Source organism: Aeribacillus composti, from assembly GCF_007827555.1.
Taxonomy (GTDB): domain Bacteria; phylum Bacillota; class Bacilli; order Bacillales; family Aeribacillaceae; genus Aeribacillus; species Aeribacillus composti.
In genome coordinates, this window is sequence record NZ_VISS01000044.1 from 1 (window position 1) to 15,803 (window position 15,803).

At 39.0% G+C, this 15,803-nt stretch carries 14 protein-coding genes, 1 tRNA gene, 1 rRNA gene, 1 other RNA gene and 1 other annotated feature; of the genes, 3 read left to right on the forward strand and 14 right to left on the reverse strand.

Features of this window, described 5'->3' with window-relative positions; translation table 11 throughout:
* Positions 1-243: 243 nt before the first annotated feature.
* The 7 genes from FB379_RS17125 to tadA all read right to left on the reverse strand — a co-directional run bounded on the left by FB379_RS17125 (position 244) and on the right by tadA (position 4,929).
* Complete coding sequence (locus FB379_RS17125) at positions 244-510, reverse strand: pro-sigmaK processing inhibitor BofA family protein (RefSeq protein WP_063388674.1); 267 nt, start codon at positions 508-510, stop codon at positions 244-246.
* 115 nt (positions 511-625) lie between these two features.
* A complete protein-coding gene (locus tag FB379_RS17130) occupies positions 626-841 on the reverse strand; it encodes a YaaL family protein (protein WP_063388673.1) in 216 nt (71 codons plus the stop codon).
* A 22-nt stretch (positions 842-863) separates the two neighbouring features.
* On the reverse strand, positions 864-1,460 hold the full coding sequence (gene recR / locus FB379_RS17135; RefSeq protein ID WP_063388672.1) for a recombination mediator RecR: 597 nt from the start codon (positions 1,458-1,460) through the stop codon (positions 864-866).
* Between the two features lie 13 nt (positions 1,461-1,473).
* Positions 1,474-1,797: a YbaB/EbfC family nucleoid-associated protein gene (locus FB379_RS17140; RefSeq protein WP_375338795.1), complete on the reverse strand. Its 324-nt coding sequence runs from the start codon at positions 1,795-1,797 to the stop codon at positions 1,474-1,476.
* Between the two features lie 30 nt (positions 1,798-1,827).
* The gene (dnaX, locus tag FB379_RS17145) at positions 1,828-3,510 is read right to left on the reverse strand and encodes a DNA polymerase III subunit gamma/tau (RefSeq protein WP_063388671.1); all 1,683 of its coding nucleotides are present in this window, start codon (positions 3,508-3,510) and stop codon (positions 1,828-1,830) included.
* A gap of 565 nt (positions 3,511-4,075) precedes the next feature.
* Positions 4,076-4,340, reverse strand: an RNA gene (gene ffs, locus FB379_RS17150) — signal recognition particle sRNA large type.
* A gap of 100 nt (positions 4,341-4,440) precedes the next feature.
* Positions 4,441-4,929: a tRNA adenosine(34) deaminase TadA gene (tadA, locus tag FB379_RS17155; RefSeq protein WP_063388670.1), complete on the reverse strand. Its 489-nt coding sequence runs from the start codon at positions 4,927-4,929 to the stop codon at positions 4,441-4,443.
* 132 nt (positions 4,930-5,061) lie between these two features.
* Here tadA and FB379_RS17160 point away from each other — a divergent pair, with 132 nt between their 5' ends.
* On the forward strand, positions 5,062-6,348 hold the full coding sequence (locus tag FB379_RS17160; protein WP_130158354.1) for a glycoside hydrolase family 18 protein: 1,287 nt from the start codon (positions 5,062-5,064) through the stop codon (positions 6,346-6,348).
* A gap of 245 nt (positions 6,349-6,593) precedes the next feature.
* Here the strand turns inward: FB379_RS17160 and FB379_RS17165 are convergent.
* A tRNA-Ser gene (locus FB379_RS17165) sits at positions 6,594-6,686 on the reverse strand.
* Positions 6,687-7,080: 394 nt separating this feature from the next.
* On the opposite strand from FB379_RS17165, the gene lhgO reads away from it, so the two are divergent.
* Positions 7,081-8,277 carry an L-2-hydroxyglutarate oxidase gene (lhgO, locus tag FB379_RS17170; RefSeq protein WP_066251688.1) on the forward strand — a complete coding sequence of 399 codons (1,197 nt, stop codon included), beginning with the start codon at positions 7,081-7,083 and terminating at the stop codon, positions 8,275-8,277.
* A 75-nt stretch (positions 8,278-8,352) separates the two neighbouring features.
* Here the strand turns inward: lhgO and serS are convergent, their stop codons facing one another.
* The 5 genes from serS to guaB all read right to left on the reverse strand — a co-directional run bounded on the left by serS (position 8,353) and on the right by guaB (position 14,560).
* On the reverse strand, positions 8,353-9,633 hold the full coding sequence (serS, locus tag FB379_RS17175; protein ID WP_066251706.1) for a serine--tRNA ligase: 1,281 nt from the start codon (positions 9,631-9,633) through the stop codon (positions 8,353-8,355).
* A gap of 48 nt (positions 9,634-9,681) precedes the next feature.
* Positions 9,682-9,898 (reverse strand) — a binding site (T-box leader).
* Positions 9,899-9,948: 50 nt separating this feature from the next.
* Entirely contained in the window at positions 9,949-10,536 is a 588-nt protein-coding gene (gene pdxT / locus FB379_RS17180; protein ID WP_066251693.1) for a pyridoxal 5'-phosphate synthase glutaminase subunit PdxT, read from the reverse strand.
* Between the two features lie 13 nt (positions 10,537-10,549).
* Positions 10,550-11,434, reverse strand: coding sequence for a pyridoxal 5'-phosphate synthase lyase subunit PdxS (gene pdxS, locus FB379_RS17185; protein WP_063388667.1), 885 nt, complete (start codon positions 11,432-11,434; stop codon positions 10,550-10,552).
* Between the two features lie 141 nt (positions 11,435-11,575).
* Positions 11,576-12,934 carry a serine hydrolase gene (locus tag FB379_RS17190; RefSeq protein WP_144598497.1) on the reverse strand — a complete coding sequence of 453 codons (1,359 nt, stop codon included), beginning with the start codon at positions 12,932-12,934 and terminating at the stop codon, positions 11,576-11,578.
* A 159-nt stretch (positions 12,935-13,093) separates the two neighbouring features.
* A complete protein-coding gene (guaB, locus tag FB379_RS17195) occupies positions 13,094-14,560 on the reverse strand; it encodes an IMP dehydrogenase (protein WP_063388665.1) in 1,467 nt (488 codons plus the stop codon).
* 118 nt (positions 14,561-14,678) lie between these two features.
* Here guaB and FB379_RS17200 point away from each other — a divergent pair, with 118 nt between their 5' ends.
* A complete protein-coding gene (locus tag FB379_RS17200) occupies positions 14,679-15,626 on the forward strand; it encodes a YaaC family protein (RefSeq protein ID WP_130158352.1) in 948 nt (315 codons plus the stop codon).
* An 87-nt stretch (positions 15,627-15,713) separates the two neighbouring features.
* On the opposite strand, the gene rrf is transcribed toward FB379_RS17200, so the two are convergent.
* Positions 15,714-15,803, reverse strand: a 5S ribosomal RNA gene (rrf, locus tag FB379_RS17205); the annotation flags it as partial.

The window sequence follows — 15,803 nt, forward strand, 5'->3', positions numbered from 1 at the left end:
AGCCAGGATCAAACTCTCCAAAAAAAGTTTGTCACCAAATGCTCTTGTCAGAATCAACAGGCACGCTTTTCGTTTTGTTCAGTTTTCAAGGATCAATCAGGATTTCTATTTTATCAATCAAAAATTCATTTGTCAATGTTTTTTTATTTTGTATCTTAGCGACGAATATTATTTTACCATGATTGTTTATAATGTCAACACTTTTTTTGAAAATAAAAACACCCGCCTGTATACAGGTGTTTTTCAAGGGATAATCACCATTTTAATAATTACTAAAGCAGCTAATCCGGGGAGCCCCAATAAACCAGCAATAGATGATGTAACAATATTAATGGGCACGTGCAGACCGAAACTCGTCCCAAAAGAATTAACAAAAAAAAGTAGCAAGGCCCCGATCACAATTTTTATAAAAATACTCCCTATCCATTTCACCGGTTTCAAAGAAGCACCGGCAAGAAGCAGAAGGAATAAAAGCCCTAAAATGCAAATGATCATAATATAAGGCTCCATTATATAAAACCCACCTTCCTGTTTATTTCGGCTTTACTTTAACAATATGAAAGATTTCATATTGTTTAGAACTAAGAAAACAACAAACAGGAATGTGGCTGCTTCCTTCTACCTACTATTCCATCTTGATATTTCTCTTTTTGGCTTCTTTTAAAAGAAATAAATATTTTGCTTCTGCTAATTTTAAACTGCTAAGCACCTCAGGTGAAGGATCAAAGCTTTTTTCCACTAAACGCTTTTGATACTCCCAATGTTCCTTCAGCTCAATTAAATCTTGAAGAAGCAGCTGATCGAATTCTCTTCTCAACCATTGCTTTCGCCGAATAAACATGTCTGGCAAACTCCTTTTCTCTTCAAATCTCTCGTCTTCCCTCAAGCGCTTTTGAAAGTGTGACTTCGTCCGCGTATTCTAAATCACCGCCAACAGGCAGCCCATGAGCAATTCTTGTGATTTTTATGCCTGTAGGCTTTAAAAGGCGAGAGATATACATTGCTGTCGCTTCTCCCTCAATGTTCGGATTTGTTGCTAAAATTACTTCTTGAATTTCATCATTTTGCAGACGTTTTAGCAAATCAGGGATATTAATATCTTCAGGACCAATCCCGTCCATTGGCGAAATGGCGCCATGCAGAACATGATATAGACCGTTATATTCTTTCATTTTTTCCATTGCAATGACGTCTTTCGGGTCTTGAACCACACATATTATGCTTCTGTCGCGGCGCTCATCTTTGCAAAGATAACATGGATCTTCATCTGTAATATGACCGCAAATCGAGCAATATGATAAATTTCGTTTTGCATTGACAAGCGCTTTCGCGAAATCCAATACTGTTTCTTCCTTCATATTTAAAACAAAAAAGGCCAGACGAACGGCCGTTTTCGGACCAATTCCTGGCAGCTTCATAAAGCTATCAATAAGTTTTGATATCGGTTCTGGATATTGCATCGAATAGATCCTCCTAGAACAACCCAGGCAAATTCATACCTTTAGTAAATCTTCCCATCGTTTCGCTTGTTAACTCATCCACTTTGCGAAGAGCATCGTTTGTTGCTGCCAATACCAAATCTTGAAGCATTTCAATATCTTCAGGATCTACAACATCTTCATTGATTTTCACTTCTAAAATTTCCTTATGTCCGTTTGCAACAACCGTGACCATACCGCCGCCAGCAGTTCCCTCCACTTTTTTTTCAGCAAGCTCCTCCTGAGCCTTTTGCATCTCCTTTTGCATTTTTTGCATTTGCTTCATCATTTTTTGCATGTTTCCCATACCGCCACGCATCATCATATTATCTCCTCCATAAGCATTTATTTACTCTTTTATTTCAATCAGATCCGTGCCAACTAATTTTTTTGCTTCGGCAATAAGCGGATCTTCGTCTTCATGCTCCTGTTGATGTGCATCGTCTGATCGTTGATTGCGCAAATAATCCTCCCTTATTTTACCCCATTCTTTCTCCGGAACGCCAATCATCTCCATTTGACGTCCAATGAGTCCTTGTAAAATCGTTTGGAGGTTTGTTAATACATGATTTTGATTTTCCGCCACCATTTTACAATGGATTTCATATTTAAATTTTAGCACAAAAGCATATTCGCAAGCAGCAACTGGTTCACTTTCATTTAAAAGGGCTGCATGCGACACTTTATTTTGCTGCTTTAGCGTTGTTAACAGATCTCCCCATCGGCTTTTCACTAAATCCAAATCTTTTCGAGTAGCATTTCTCAAAATATCATAAATGCGGTCAACAGGCGTTTTATAACCGCTTTGAATTGTTTTTTGTACTTTTGCTTCTTGTTTAACAGGCGACTGTTCTTGAACTCCATGCTGAACTAATGAAGATATTGTGCGTTCAAGTTCCTGTATTCGATTAAGAAGTTCTTCATAATGAACTGAAGGCGGCTGCACACGCTCAGTTTGACATAATTTCACAATCGCTACTTCTACAAAAATACGGGGATGATTCGTCCATTTCATCTCCTGCTGGCTTTGATTCAAAACTTCAATCGTCTCATAAATTTGCTCAATAGGAATTTGTTCGCACAATGAAACGAACGCATCGTCTATTGCGACTCGTTCCATTACTTCCTCTAAGTTTGGAGCCGATTTATATAATAACATGTCGCGATAGTAATAAATGAGATCTTCAATTAATTTTAAAGGATCTTTCCCTTGATCCAACCATTCGTGGATAGTTTTTAAAGCTTCCGTAACATTGTTCTCAAAAATAAATCGGACCAAATTTGCGAGCATCTTATGAGAAACCGATCCAGTTATAAATAATACATCCTCCAATGTGACTTTATCATCGCTAAAAGAGATGGCTTGGTCCAACAGACTCAGTGCATCTCGCATCCCACCATCAGCCGAGCTCGCAATAACCTTTAACGCTTCCTCTTCAACCTTGATCGATTGATTTTCCACAATTTCCTTCATGCGACGTACGATGGATTGAACAGAAATACGCCGGAAATCAAAGCGTTGACATCTCGAAATAATGGTAAGCGGAATTTTATGAGGTTCAGTTGTAGCCAAAATAAAAATCACATGTTTTGGAGGTTCTTCAAGCGTTTTTAATAAAGCATTAAATGCTCCGATTGAAAGCATATGAACTTCATCAATAATATATACTTTATATTTGACCGCCGCAGGTGCAAATTTGACTTTATCGCGAATATCGCGAATTTCATCTACTCCATTATTAGAAGCTGCATCAATTTCAATAACGTCCGAAATCGATCCTTCCGTGATTCCTTTACATGCAGGACACTCATTACAAGGCTCTGCAATTGGTGCTTGTTGGCAGTTGACCGCTTTCGCAAATATTTTTGCAGCGCTTGTTTTACCTGTTCCTCTAGGACCTGTGAAAAGATAAGCATGCGAAAATTTATTTTGTAAAAGGGCATTTTGCAATGTTTTCGTGACGTGTTCTTGTCCCACGACATCACGAAACTGCTGTGGCCTCCATGCTCGGTATAAAGCCTGATAACTCAAGTAACGCCCTCCCCTTTATACAGTAATCTTTCATTTATTATACCTGATTGTTTAAACGAATGTAAGTTTTCCATAAGAAGGATAAAAAACTTATGAAAAAAATAAAACCGATCTCTGTAAAAACGTCTCCAGTTAAATAGACAGCACATGTAAACAGCCTGAGACCGATATTCATTAGGACTTTAAGCTGTTTCTCTTTTGAAGCCGTTGATAGTTATATTGCATAATGCATCCTTCATCTTTTCGGACGTGCGGAAAAAGTATGGATGAGACTTGAAATGGGACGGCGTATTCTGTATGGTTTTAGCCGCTAAGGATACTTTTGTTTCAAGATCTTCTTGGGGAGTTTTAAAGTCTTCCTAATATTTTCTTCATTTCTTTCTGCTTAAAGTGTTTTCCCCATCATGCATCAATCCATATTTTAAACCAATGTCCTCATTACATTTTTTAAGCTTTACATCATACGCTGTTCATATTTCTCTCATCAAAAAAATCCCCTTATAGTTGACAGACTTTTCTTTTTCTGCCTACTATAAGGGGATCTTATTGTTTGATATAATAACTGCCGTGCACCTTCTGTCGATTAGCAACCCTAGGCGTTACTCAAGCAGTTAGCTCAGTTCAGGCAACCCTGCGGCACATGAGAGCTTCCACTTAATGCTGCTTCCTTCCGGACCTGACATGGTTCATGGATTCTCATTGCACAGGACCCAAACGTCAACACCACTTACTTGAGGCAGACCCTAAAATATACTAACCTCGAGAAGGAATTCGGCCTCGCTAGAGCGGATTGCGAGTACAGGGCACCGCTACCTCCCCGCTTAGCACGGCAAAGTTTAAACCGATTTTCACTTTGCGCCGTTTAAGGACGCAAATTTAGTATATATGTTTTTTCGAGAAAATGCAACGCTTCCCAATATGTTAAAAAATTCAATTGTTTTTATTTTTCATTTTCAACCGTTTTTTCTCTTCCCGCAACTTTTGAAAAAAACAGGTTAACATTTCACTGCATTGCTCCTGCTTCACGCCTGAAATTACTTCTGTTTGATGATTGAAACGAGGTTCATTTAATAAATTCATTAACGTTCCTGCACAACCAGCCTTCGGATCGAAAGCGCCGAAAACTACACGTTCAATTCTTGACATTACAATCGCTCCTGCACACATTGGACATGGCTCAAGCGTCACATATAGCGTCGAGTTCTCGAGTCTCCACGTTCGAAGCTTCCTGCACGCCTCATCAATTGCCAATATTTCCGCATGAGCGATTGACCTCTGCTCGGTTTCCCTCAAATTATGAGCTTTTGCAACCACTACATCATCTACAACAAGCACAGCACCAATCGGAACCTCGCCAATCTTTTCCGCCTTCTTCGCCTCTTCAATTGCTAAAGTCATATAATATTCGTCTTTAGTCATTTTTTGCTCCTCATCCTATCGATATAATTTCATCTTAAAAAAAGTGCGGGTTCCTTTCAACCTTTTCCAAAAGCATGTTTTCTGCGATGAAAACATAAAATTTACAAACAGTTTTTACAGGAGGTCATGATTTTGCTAATTCATGTTGTTCAATCTGGGCAAACGCTTTATTCCATTGCACAAACATATGGAACATCTATAACAGCCATCGTTGAAGCAAATGAAATTCCTAATCCTGATCAGCTTGTTGTAGGTCAAGCAATTGTTATTCCAATCATCGGACAATTTTACACCGTTCAACGGGGAGACAGCCTTTGGAGCATTTCAAGAAAATTTGGTACGTCTGTATTTGAGCTTGCAGCAGTAAATGGACTGAATATAAATCAATTATTGCCTATTGGCCTTCGATTATATATCCCAGAACGGCCTAAACGGCAAGCAGAATTTAATGTATATTTAGAACCGCTTGGTGCTCAAGTCAGCCAAAATCTCGAAGACAGCGCAAGAGAGACTGCCCCTTATTTAACCTACCTTACCCATTTTAGCTTTCAAGCACAACGTGACGGTTCTTTAAAAGAGCCACCGATTGGGAACTTGCAAACTATTGCTAATGAACAAAATTTAGTGTTTTCAATGGCTGTCACAAATTTGGAGAACAATCAATTTAGTGCAGAGTTAGGGCATATATTGCTGACAGACGATGATGTACAAACTAAATTTTTAAATAATATTATTGCCACAGCAAAAAAATATCAGTTTCGAGATATTCACTTTGATTTTGAATATTTGTTTCCTGCCGACCGGGAAGCCTATAATCAATTTTTGCGAAGGGCGAGAGACAGGATTCACAGTGAAGGGTGGTTCATTTCCTCTGCATTAGCCCCTAAAACAAGCGCAGAGCAAAAAGGACAATGGTACGAGGCCCACGACTATAAAGCACATGGAGAAATTGTGGATTGGGTCGTCATTATGACATATGAATGGGGGTACAGCGGCGGACCGCCAATGGCTGTTTCTCCTATCGGCCCAGTCCGTGATGTACTCGAATATGCCGTTACGGAGATTCCTCCACAGAAAATTATGATGGGACAAAATTTATACGGTTATGACTGGACTCTTCCCTTTGTGCAAGGCGGGCCTTACGCAAAAGCGATAAGTCCGCAGCAGGCGATTCAGCTTGCATCAAAATACAATGCAGAAATCAAATTTGATGAAGAAGCCCAAGCCCCTACTTTTCGATATACGGATGAAAACCAAAAGGTTCATGAAGTTTGGTTTGAAGATGCCCGTTCCATACAAGCCAAATTCGATCTTGTAAAAGAGCTGCATTTGCGAGGTGTCAGCTATTGGAAACTAGGAATTTCGTTTCCGCAAAATTGGCTGTTGATTATCGATAATTTTCAAGTTGTAAAAAAATAAATACTTCTTTATAAACAACTATTGATCAAATGATCTTAAATATGAGGAATTTCTGTTTTGTTTTTCAAAAAAATAAAAGAGGTGCCTAATAAGTTGCTTTTCAGCTTATAGACGCCCCTTTAACGTTTATATCGATGATTTTTGTTTTCCATGAGGATTAGCCATTTTGTTTTAAAAAATAAAAAATTCGTTACAGCCCGTAACGAATTTAGCCAATCTCCAATTTATGCGCACTCGGTAAATAATGGCGGAGGAGGAGGGATTCGAACCCCCGCGCGGTTTGACCCGCCTCTCGGTTTTCAAGACCGACCCCTTCAGCCAGACTTGGGTACTCCTCCATATGACATGGACTAATATAGCACAGTATAAAATGTATGTCAATAAACTCATAAAAGTTATCAAATAATTTTTTTACTTAAACGCTTCTTTACAAAGAAGCTTATTTTTTTAAATAGAAAAAATTAAAAAATTCGAAAAAATTGATTGTATTTCATTCATCATGTTATAAACTTGTATTGCAAGTTAATTTAAAGCGCTCACAAATGGACACTAGTTTTTTTTGGACATGAACAAGGGCATCTTTTCCCCGCAATCGGCTGCTATCTTTGCATTGATTTGCCGCGCTTTTAAAACAGCATGTATAAAAACAACTGAAGCCTAGTGCAAAACGTAAATCCCTTAAAAAATCAGAGTGAGAAGCTTGCGGATGACTAGAGGAGGACGGAGAAAAATATGTATGATTATGTAATTGTCGGCGGAGGAATAGTCGGCTTATCCACTGCATTGGCAATATATGAACAACACCCAAACGCAAAAGTGGCAATAATCGAAAAAGAAAATAAAGTTGCCTCCCATCAAACGGGTCATAACAGCGGGGTGATCCATTCCGGTATATATTACAAGCCCGGGAGCTATAAGGCGCAGCTTGCGAAAAAAGGTAATCAGGCAATGATCATGTTTTGCCAAAAATACGATATCCCTTATGAAGTCTGCGGCAAAGTAATCGTTGCCAGCGATGAACATGAGCGGGAGGAGCTTGAGAAGCTGTTCCAACGCGGATTAAAAAACGGCCTCAATATCCGGAAAATTTCAAAGGAGGAGCTTCATGAATTTGAACCTTATGTGAATGGAATAGAAGCCATTCATGTTCCATCAACAGGTATTGTAAATTTCCGTCTTGTTAGTGAACGGATGGCAGATTTAATCCTCGAAAAGGGCGGGGAGATCTTTTTAAACGAAAAAGTAGAAGTGATTCATGAAAAAAAACAAGAAGTTATCGTTGAAACAGCAAACAAAACCTTTCAAAGCCGATTTTTTATAAATTGTGCAGGACTTAACAGCGATCGTATTGCTAAAATAGCAAATCTGTATACGGATGTGAAAATTGTTCCATTCCGTGGAGAATATTATATGTTAAATCCGCAAAAATCATATTTAGTTAAAAACTTAATCTATCCTGTACCAAATCCTAATTTTCCATTTTTAGGCGTTCACTTTACTAGAATGATTGACGGATCTGTAGATATAGGTCCAAATGCTGTTTTAAGCTTGAAAAGAGAAGGGTATAAAAAAAGCGACGCAAATATGAAAGATTTGTTTGAAGTATTAACGTTCCCCGGTTTTTGGAAATTAGCAGGTCAATATATGAAAGAAGGACTCGAAGAAATGATTCGATCGATGTCAAAGAAAAAGTTTGTCGAAAATGTTCAAAAACTCATGCCCGATATTACAGAAGAAGATTTGCTGCCTGGACCATCTGGTGTCCGAGCTCAAGCTTTAAGTAAAGACGGGGCTTTAATCGATGATTTTTATATTGTGCCAACGAAACGGTCCATTCATGTGCTGAACGCTCCATCTCCTGCAGCGACAGCATCCATTGAAATAGGAAGAACAATTGCCAAACAAATGATACAACGGCAGCCTATATAAAATACATTTGTACATAAAAGGGGGATATGGAAGGAACCCCTCCTATCCCCTTTCATTTTTTCTATTCAGTATGAATTACTTTTTACTAATTACTGTTTTATTTCCCATATATGGACGCAGCACTTCCGGAATGACGACAGATCCGTCTTCTTGCTGGTAATTTTCCAAAATGGCTGCTACTGTACGACCTATTGCAAGCCCAGAACCATTTAACGTATGCACATGCTCAGGCTTTGCTTTCGGATCCCGTCGGAACCGTATATTCGCCCGGCGAGCCTGAAACGCTTCAAAGTTGCTGCAAGAAGAAATTTCACGATATGTTTGATAGCTTGGAAGCCATACTTCAAGATCATATTTTTTTGCTGCCGTAAAGCCTAAATCAGCTGTACACATGCTCATAACTCGATATGGAAGTCCTAACAGCTTCAATACGTTTTCAGCATGACTTGTTAATTTTTCTAATTCCTCATAAGAATCTTCAGGCTTTACAATTTTCACAAGCTCCACTTTGTTAAATTGATGCTGGCGAATAAGGCCGCGCGTATCTCTTCCGGCCGCCCCTGCCTCAGAACGGAAGCAAGCGCTGTACGCTACATAATTGATTGGAAGCTGCTTCTCCTGTAAAATTTCATCACGGTGCAAATTTGTGACAGGAACTTCCGCTGTTGGTATTAAGAAATAATCCTCACCTTGAATTTTAAAAGCGTCTCCCTCAAACTTCGGAAGCTGTCCTGTTCCGATCATGCTTGTACGGTTCACTATATACGGAGGCAAAACTTCCTCATAGCCATGTTCTTCAACATGCAAATCTATCATAAAACTGATAAGCGCCCTTTCTAATCTTGCGCCCAAACCTTTATAAAATACAAAGCGGCTGCCGGTCACCTTGCCGGCTCTTTCAAAATCGAGAATTCCTAATTGGTCGGCAATTTCCCAATGAGGTTTTGGTTCAAAACTAAAGGTCGGGATTTCTCCCCATTTGCGGACTTCTACATTATCTTCCTCTGAATCGCCGACTGGAACGCTCTCATGCGGAATGTTTGGAATCGACAAAATCAAGGTTTCAAGCTTTTCTTCAATCTCTTTTAATTCCTCATCAAGTGTTTTGATGCGTTCTCCTACTTGACGCATTTCTTGAATTAAATGATCTGTGTCTTTCTTTTCTCTTTTTAATTCGGCGATTTTAGAAGATACTTCATTTCTTTTGCTTTTTAATTCTTCCGTCGTAACAATTAGTTCACGACGCTTTTTATCCAAGTCAACAAATTGATCAAAATCAGTTAAATCCTCTCCACGGTGTTCAAGCTTCTTTTTTATTTCTTCAAAATTTGACCGTAAAAATTTCATATCAAGCATCATGGACACTCCTTTCGCTTTTATATTCAAAATAAAAACTCCCGTCCAAAAAGGGACGAGAGTATACCCGCGTTGCCACCCTGCTTGAAGGCATCAGCCTTCCACTTACAAAGGTAACGGTTTTTGCCGTAAATGCTTACTAACAAAAACTTGCATTCAGCATTTCACTCAAGGACGGATTCACAAGCGTTTTTCACTGGTTTCCACCAACCACCAGCTCTCTTAAGAAAAACAACTTGCTACTAGTTCCTCTCATTGCTTTAGATCTATTTATATTCATAAATTTACTATAAGTTTAGGGTTTGTTCAACTTTTTTATGCATGAACTTTCTCGTTTGATTCCTTCACCATATTTAAAAAATATTGCACAAATCGATGATCATCCGTCAATTCCGGATGGAATGAACATCCAAGAATGTGGCCTTGTCGAACAGCAACAATTCGATCCTCATGTTTTGCTAAAATTTCAACATTTTCTCCTGCTTCTACAATATGCGGAGCGCGAATAAACACACCTATAAAATCGTCCCCAACTCCTGCAATGGTTAATTCCGCTTCAAAACTTTCACGCTGGCGGCCGAAAGAATTCCGTTCAACGACCACATCCAATACACCAAGGTGCGGCTCATCTTGTCCAACAATTTGCTTCGCCAGCAAAATAAGACCAGCACATGTACCGAAAACAGGTTTTCCTCCCTTTATAAATTCTTTCAAAGGGTCCATCAACCCATACTTTTCAATCAATCTTCTCATTGTCGTGCTTTCGCCGCCTGGTAAAATAAGTCCATCGATATTTTGCAATTGTTCGGATTTTTTAATTTTTACGCCTTCTGCACCACAAGCTTCGATTGACTGAATATGCTCCCTCACAGCACCTTGGAGTGCCAAAACTCCTACTTTCATTTTGTATTCTCCTTTACCAACCACGTTCTTGCATACGATGTTCCGGAAGCAATGAAGAAATATCGATCCCTTTCATCGCAGTTCCAAGATCTTTCGATAAATGAGCGATTAATTCATAATCCTCATAGTGTGTGGTCGCTTCCACAATTGCCCGGGCATACTTTCCTGGATTTTCAGATTTAAAAATACCTGAGCCGACAAACACACCATCTGCACCAAGCTGCATCATCAACGCTGCGTCAGCAGGTGTTGCAACGCCGCCAGCAGCAAAATTCACGACAGGGAGTCGTCCTTCCTTTTTAATTTGTAGCAGCACTTCATACGGTGCTCCTAAATTTTTTGCTTCCGTCATTAGCTCATCTTCGCTCATGCCGACAATTTTCCGAACCTGTGCATTCACTTTCCGCATGTGACGAACTGCTTCTACAATGTTGCCAGTTCCCGGTTCGCCCTTCGTTCTGAGCATGGAAGCACCTTCTCCAATTCGGCGAGCTGCTTCTCCTAAATCACGGCAGCCACAAACAAATGGAACCGTAAATTCCCGCTTATTTATATGAAACTCTTCATCAGCCGGTGTCAACACTTCACTTTCATCAATATAATCAACACCGAGCGCTTCTAATACTCGAGCTTCTACAATATGTCCAATACGGCATTTTGCCATTACTGGAATCGTAACCGCGTTCATGACCTCTTCAATAATCGTCGGATCAGCCATGCGGGCAACCCCGCCTGCCGCACGAATGTCAGCAGGAACTCTTTCCAGCGCCATGACGGCAACCGCACCTGCTTCTTCAGCAATTTTGGCCTGTTCTGCATTGACCACATCCATGATGACGCCGCCTTTTTGCATTTCGGCCATTCCCCTTTTTACTCGATCAGTACCTGTAATTGCCATTTCTATAGTTCCTCCTTAATGATACATTCAAATGCATACGTCTATTTTATCCTAATTTTTATAAAATTCCTATCAAATTTCAAGGATTTCTTTTATTTTAAATATAGTAAAAACCCCCAACAAAATGTTAGGAGTTATGCATTAAAACCAGCTTTTTACCATGTTTGCTGCTCCGTTCCATACATCACCAAAAAAACTACCAATGCCTCTCATTGATAATACAAACCAGTTAGCTTTTTCGACTTTTGTTTTTGTCACTACATCAACTTTCGCTTCGGATTCACCTGTTACAAATCCGTAATCCTGGCTGTTCCCTTTATATTCTATGGACATATACCCGACCTTGGCGCCCTTTTTAATTGGTGCAGTCAGCTCTCCGTTCGCAGTTAAAAGCTTTTTATCTAAAACATATTTCGGCTCATACTGGTCTTTTTCCCCACGTTTAATAGGGAGCTTTAAAGAATCTTTTGTTTCTATTTCTACTTTTTTCTCTTTTCCTTTTACAACAGATACAGTTGATTTATTTTTTATTTGATATTGCGCAGGAAATAATTCCTCAATGGAAAAATTGCTGAAAACATAGTCCATTAGTTTTCTAGTTTCACTAAAACGATGTACGTAATTGTTGCTCCCTTTACCTTTCGCATTCATAACAACTGTGATGATTCGCATTCCGTTCCGTTCGGCTGTTCCCGTAAAGCAGGAGCCCGCAAAATCGGTATATCCTGTTTTTAACCCGTCTACACCTTCTGTACCATAAACTAATCCAGGCAGCATCCAGTTCCAGTTTTCCATTTTAATCTCATCATCCGTACCTTCTCGAAAAGCTTTTCTCGTAATTTTGGCCGTTTCTAAAATCTCAGGATACTCCTTTAAAAGATGGTACGCAAGGCTGGCAACGTCTCTCGCAGACATTACATTTTCTTCTTCCTCACCTGTTCCTTCCGGATGCATCCCCATTAAGTCTCTATTGTTTAAACCTGTCGCATTTACAAACTTCGTATGCTTCAAGCCTAGTTCTTTCGCTTTTTCATTCATCATTTTCACAAAATTTGTTTCCGATCCACCGATCACTTCTGCCACTGCAATCGCCGCACCATTTGCAGAATAAATGGCCATTGCTTCATATAACTCTTTTATTGTATAACTTCCATCTTTTCTTAAAGGGACATTGGATAAACTGCGATTTTGGGAAATTTTGTAAACATAATCACTTGGACGATATGTTTGATCCCAAGAAATTTTCTTTTCACGGATCGCTTCCAGCAGCAAGTATTCAGTCATCATTTTTGTCATACTTGCAACTCCAAGAGTTTTATCAATATTTTTTCCGTACACAATTTTCCCTGTAGAGGCTTCAACGGCAATGGCTGCAGAGGCATTGATGCCCAATGGGTCATTTTCTTCAGCATTTATTTTGGGAGACAAAGGGGAAAATGCCGTCATCAATAAAAACGTGATGACGAGAGCCGAGATGAATTTTTTCGTGAAGTGCACCATGATTACCTCCATTTATTTGAAAATATCTATTTTAAAAAATAATTAATAGTTAACACAACAAAATTGATTTTAACATACATCTTATAAAAAAAATAGACAGAGTCTCTACTCTGTCTAAAAGTCGTAATTTTTTAAATAAGACTATTGAACTGTCAGTTGTTAAGAAATGGAATAATTAGGGGCCTCTTTTGTAATTTGAACATCATGCGGATGGCTTTCTCTTAATCCTGCACCAGTCATCCGGATAAATTGTGAATGCTCACGGAGCTCATATAAATTTTTTGCTCCGCAATATCCCATACCTGATCTCACACCGCCGACAAGTTGGTAAATTGTCTCTGCCAACGGTCCTTTATATGGGATGCGGCCTTCAATTCCTTCTGGAACAAATTTTTTGTTGTCTTCTTGGAAATAACGGTCTTTGCTACCTTTTTCCATCGCTGCAACTGAACCCATGCCGCGATATACTTTAAATCGACGCCCTTGGTAAATTTCTGTTTCTCCCGGGCTTTCAGATGTACCTGCAAGCAAACTTCCTAACATGACGGCATGTCCACCTGCAGCCAATGCTTTTACAATATCTCCTGAATATTTTATTCCGCCATCAGCAATGATAGCTACTCCGTGCTTTCTTGCTTCTGTCGCACAATCATATATGGCTGTAATTTGCGGCACCCCAACACCTGCTACCACACGAGTAGTACAAATGGAACCAGGGCCAATTCCAACCTTCACAATGTCTGCCCCAGCTTCTATGAGAGCTCTCGTTCCTTCAGCTGTTGCAACATTTCCTGCAATAATATTTAAATCTGGATAAGCATCACGAATTTTCCTTACTGTTTCTAAAACTCCTTTTGAATGTCCATGCGCCGTATCCACGACAATAACATCCACATTTGCTTCCACTAGTTTTTTAACGCGCAGCATCGTATCAGATGTTACACCTACTGCAGCGCCGACGATCAATCTTCCATGGGCATCTTTAGCTGAATTTGGAAACTCAATTACTTTTTCAATATCTTTAATCGTAATAAGGCCTTTTAATATGCCTTTATCATCTACAATCGGGAGCTTTTCAATTTTATATTTTTGCAAAACTTTTTCAGCTTCTTCCAATGTTGTGCCTACAGGAGCTGTAACTAGATTTTCTTTCGTCATCACTTCAGAAATTTTTGTAGAATAATCTTGTATAAAACGTAAATCTCTGTTTGTAATAATACCTACAAGCTTTTGTTCCTCTGCATTGTTCACAATCGGAACACCAGAAATCCGATATTTGCTCATTAAATGTTCCGCATCATATACTTGATGGTCCGGAGTAAGGAAAAACGGATCTGTAATAACACCGCGCTCAGAACGTTTTACTTTATCTACTTGCTCAGCTTGCTGTTCAATCGACATATTTTTATGGATAATGCCCAATCCTCCTTGGCGCGCCATAGCAATCGCCATTTCTGATTCGGTAACAGTATCCATTCCTGCGCTGATAATTGGAATATTCAATTTTAACGTCTTCGTGAGCTCAACACTTAAGTCCACATCACGCGGCAAAACCTCTGACTTGGCAGGAATTAACAAAACATCATCGAACGTTAAGCCTTCCTTTAAAAATTTTGATTCCCACATTATTAAAACCCCCTAATCACGGCAAAATATTATATGTAGATTAACAATTGCTAAAGATGCTGTCAAGAAATCCACAAAGAATTTAAATTTTTAGAATAGTTGTTATGGAGGGGTCTCATTGTCGATTTGGAATTTTTATTCATCATTTCACTCTGCTCAAACAGTCCAACGGCTGCTTACCAAACATTATCAAAAACTTAACGTGCATGAGCCTGAACAAACATCTTATCAAAACTGCTATACATTTATTTATTTTTTAAAACATGGAGAAAATTATTACAAAATGGCTGATACAGCCCCGATCATGATCAAACCGGTTTTAGCTTTTTACGGCATCAGCCAGCTGATAAAGGCACTGCTTCTGACAGTCGATGCTCGTTATCCTTCCTCTTCAGCTGTTTTATCCCATGGGGTATCAACAAGGAAACGAAAAAAACATAATTATAACTTTTTAAAAGATGAAGTTAAGGTGCAAAAAAATGGTTTATATCGCCATGCTGCCCTCAATCTTTTTCAATTAAATCACACGCCTGGAGAAAAATTTTCCATGGATTCCCTTTTGAAAAGAATCCCCGAATTAAGCGATCTATATCAGTTTCATTTACAAATTCCAACGACCATCCCAATTGAGACAAATGACACATTCATCATTGTACATAAAGAAATAGCAAATCGTTACTGTATTACCTCTAAGCGTCTTGCTGAGATTTTACAAAGCCAGCTTCATTGGATGCTTTCAAACGAAGATGTAGATTCACTTTATTTTTCCCATTCAGCCGAATTTCACTATTTATGGAAATCCTCCTATTTATTCAACTTTTATAATAAACAATATTATCTGCCGGCTGCGAAAGAAGATATAAAATTAATGCCGGAAATATTAATCCACTACCTTGTGCTTTATAACTTAAGCATGATTTCCCGATATGAAACCGAATGGCTGTATGATCTTATGTATAACCATCATAGTGATGATTACGTTTTTATTCATCAATTTATGGAAATCACATTAAAAAAAATTCCTTGGTTAACCTTAATGTATTTAAACCATATTTTCAATGGATAAAAGCAGCACAACTACCGTTGGCTGCTTCTTTAACAAAAAATATGATTATATACAAAAAAAGCAGCTGTTTTGCTGCTTTTTGTTTTTGCCTGGCAGCGTCCTACTCTCGCAAGGGACAAACCCTCACTACCATCGGCGCTGAAGAGCTTAACTTCCGTGTTCGGGATGGGAACGGGT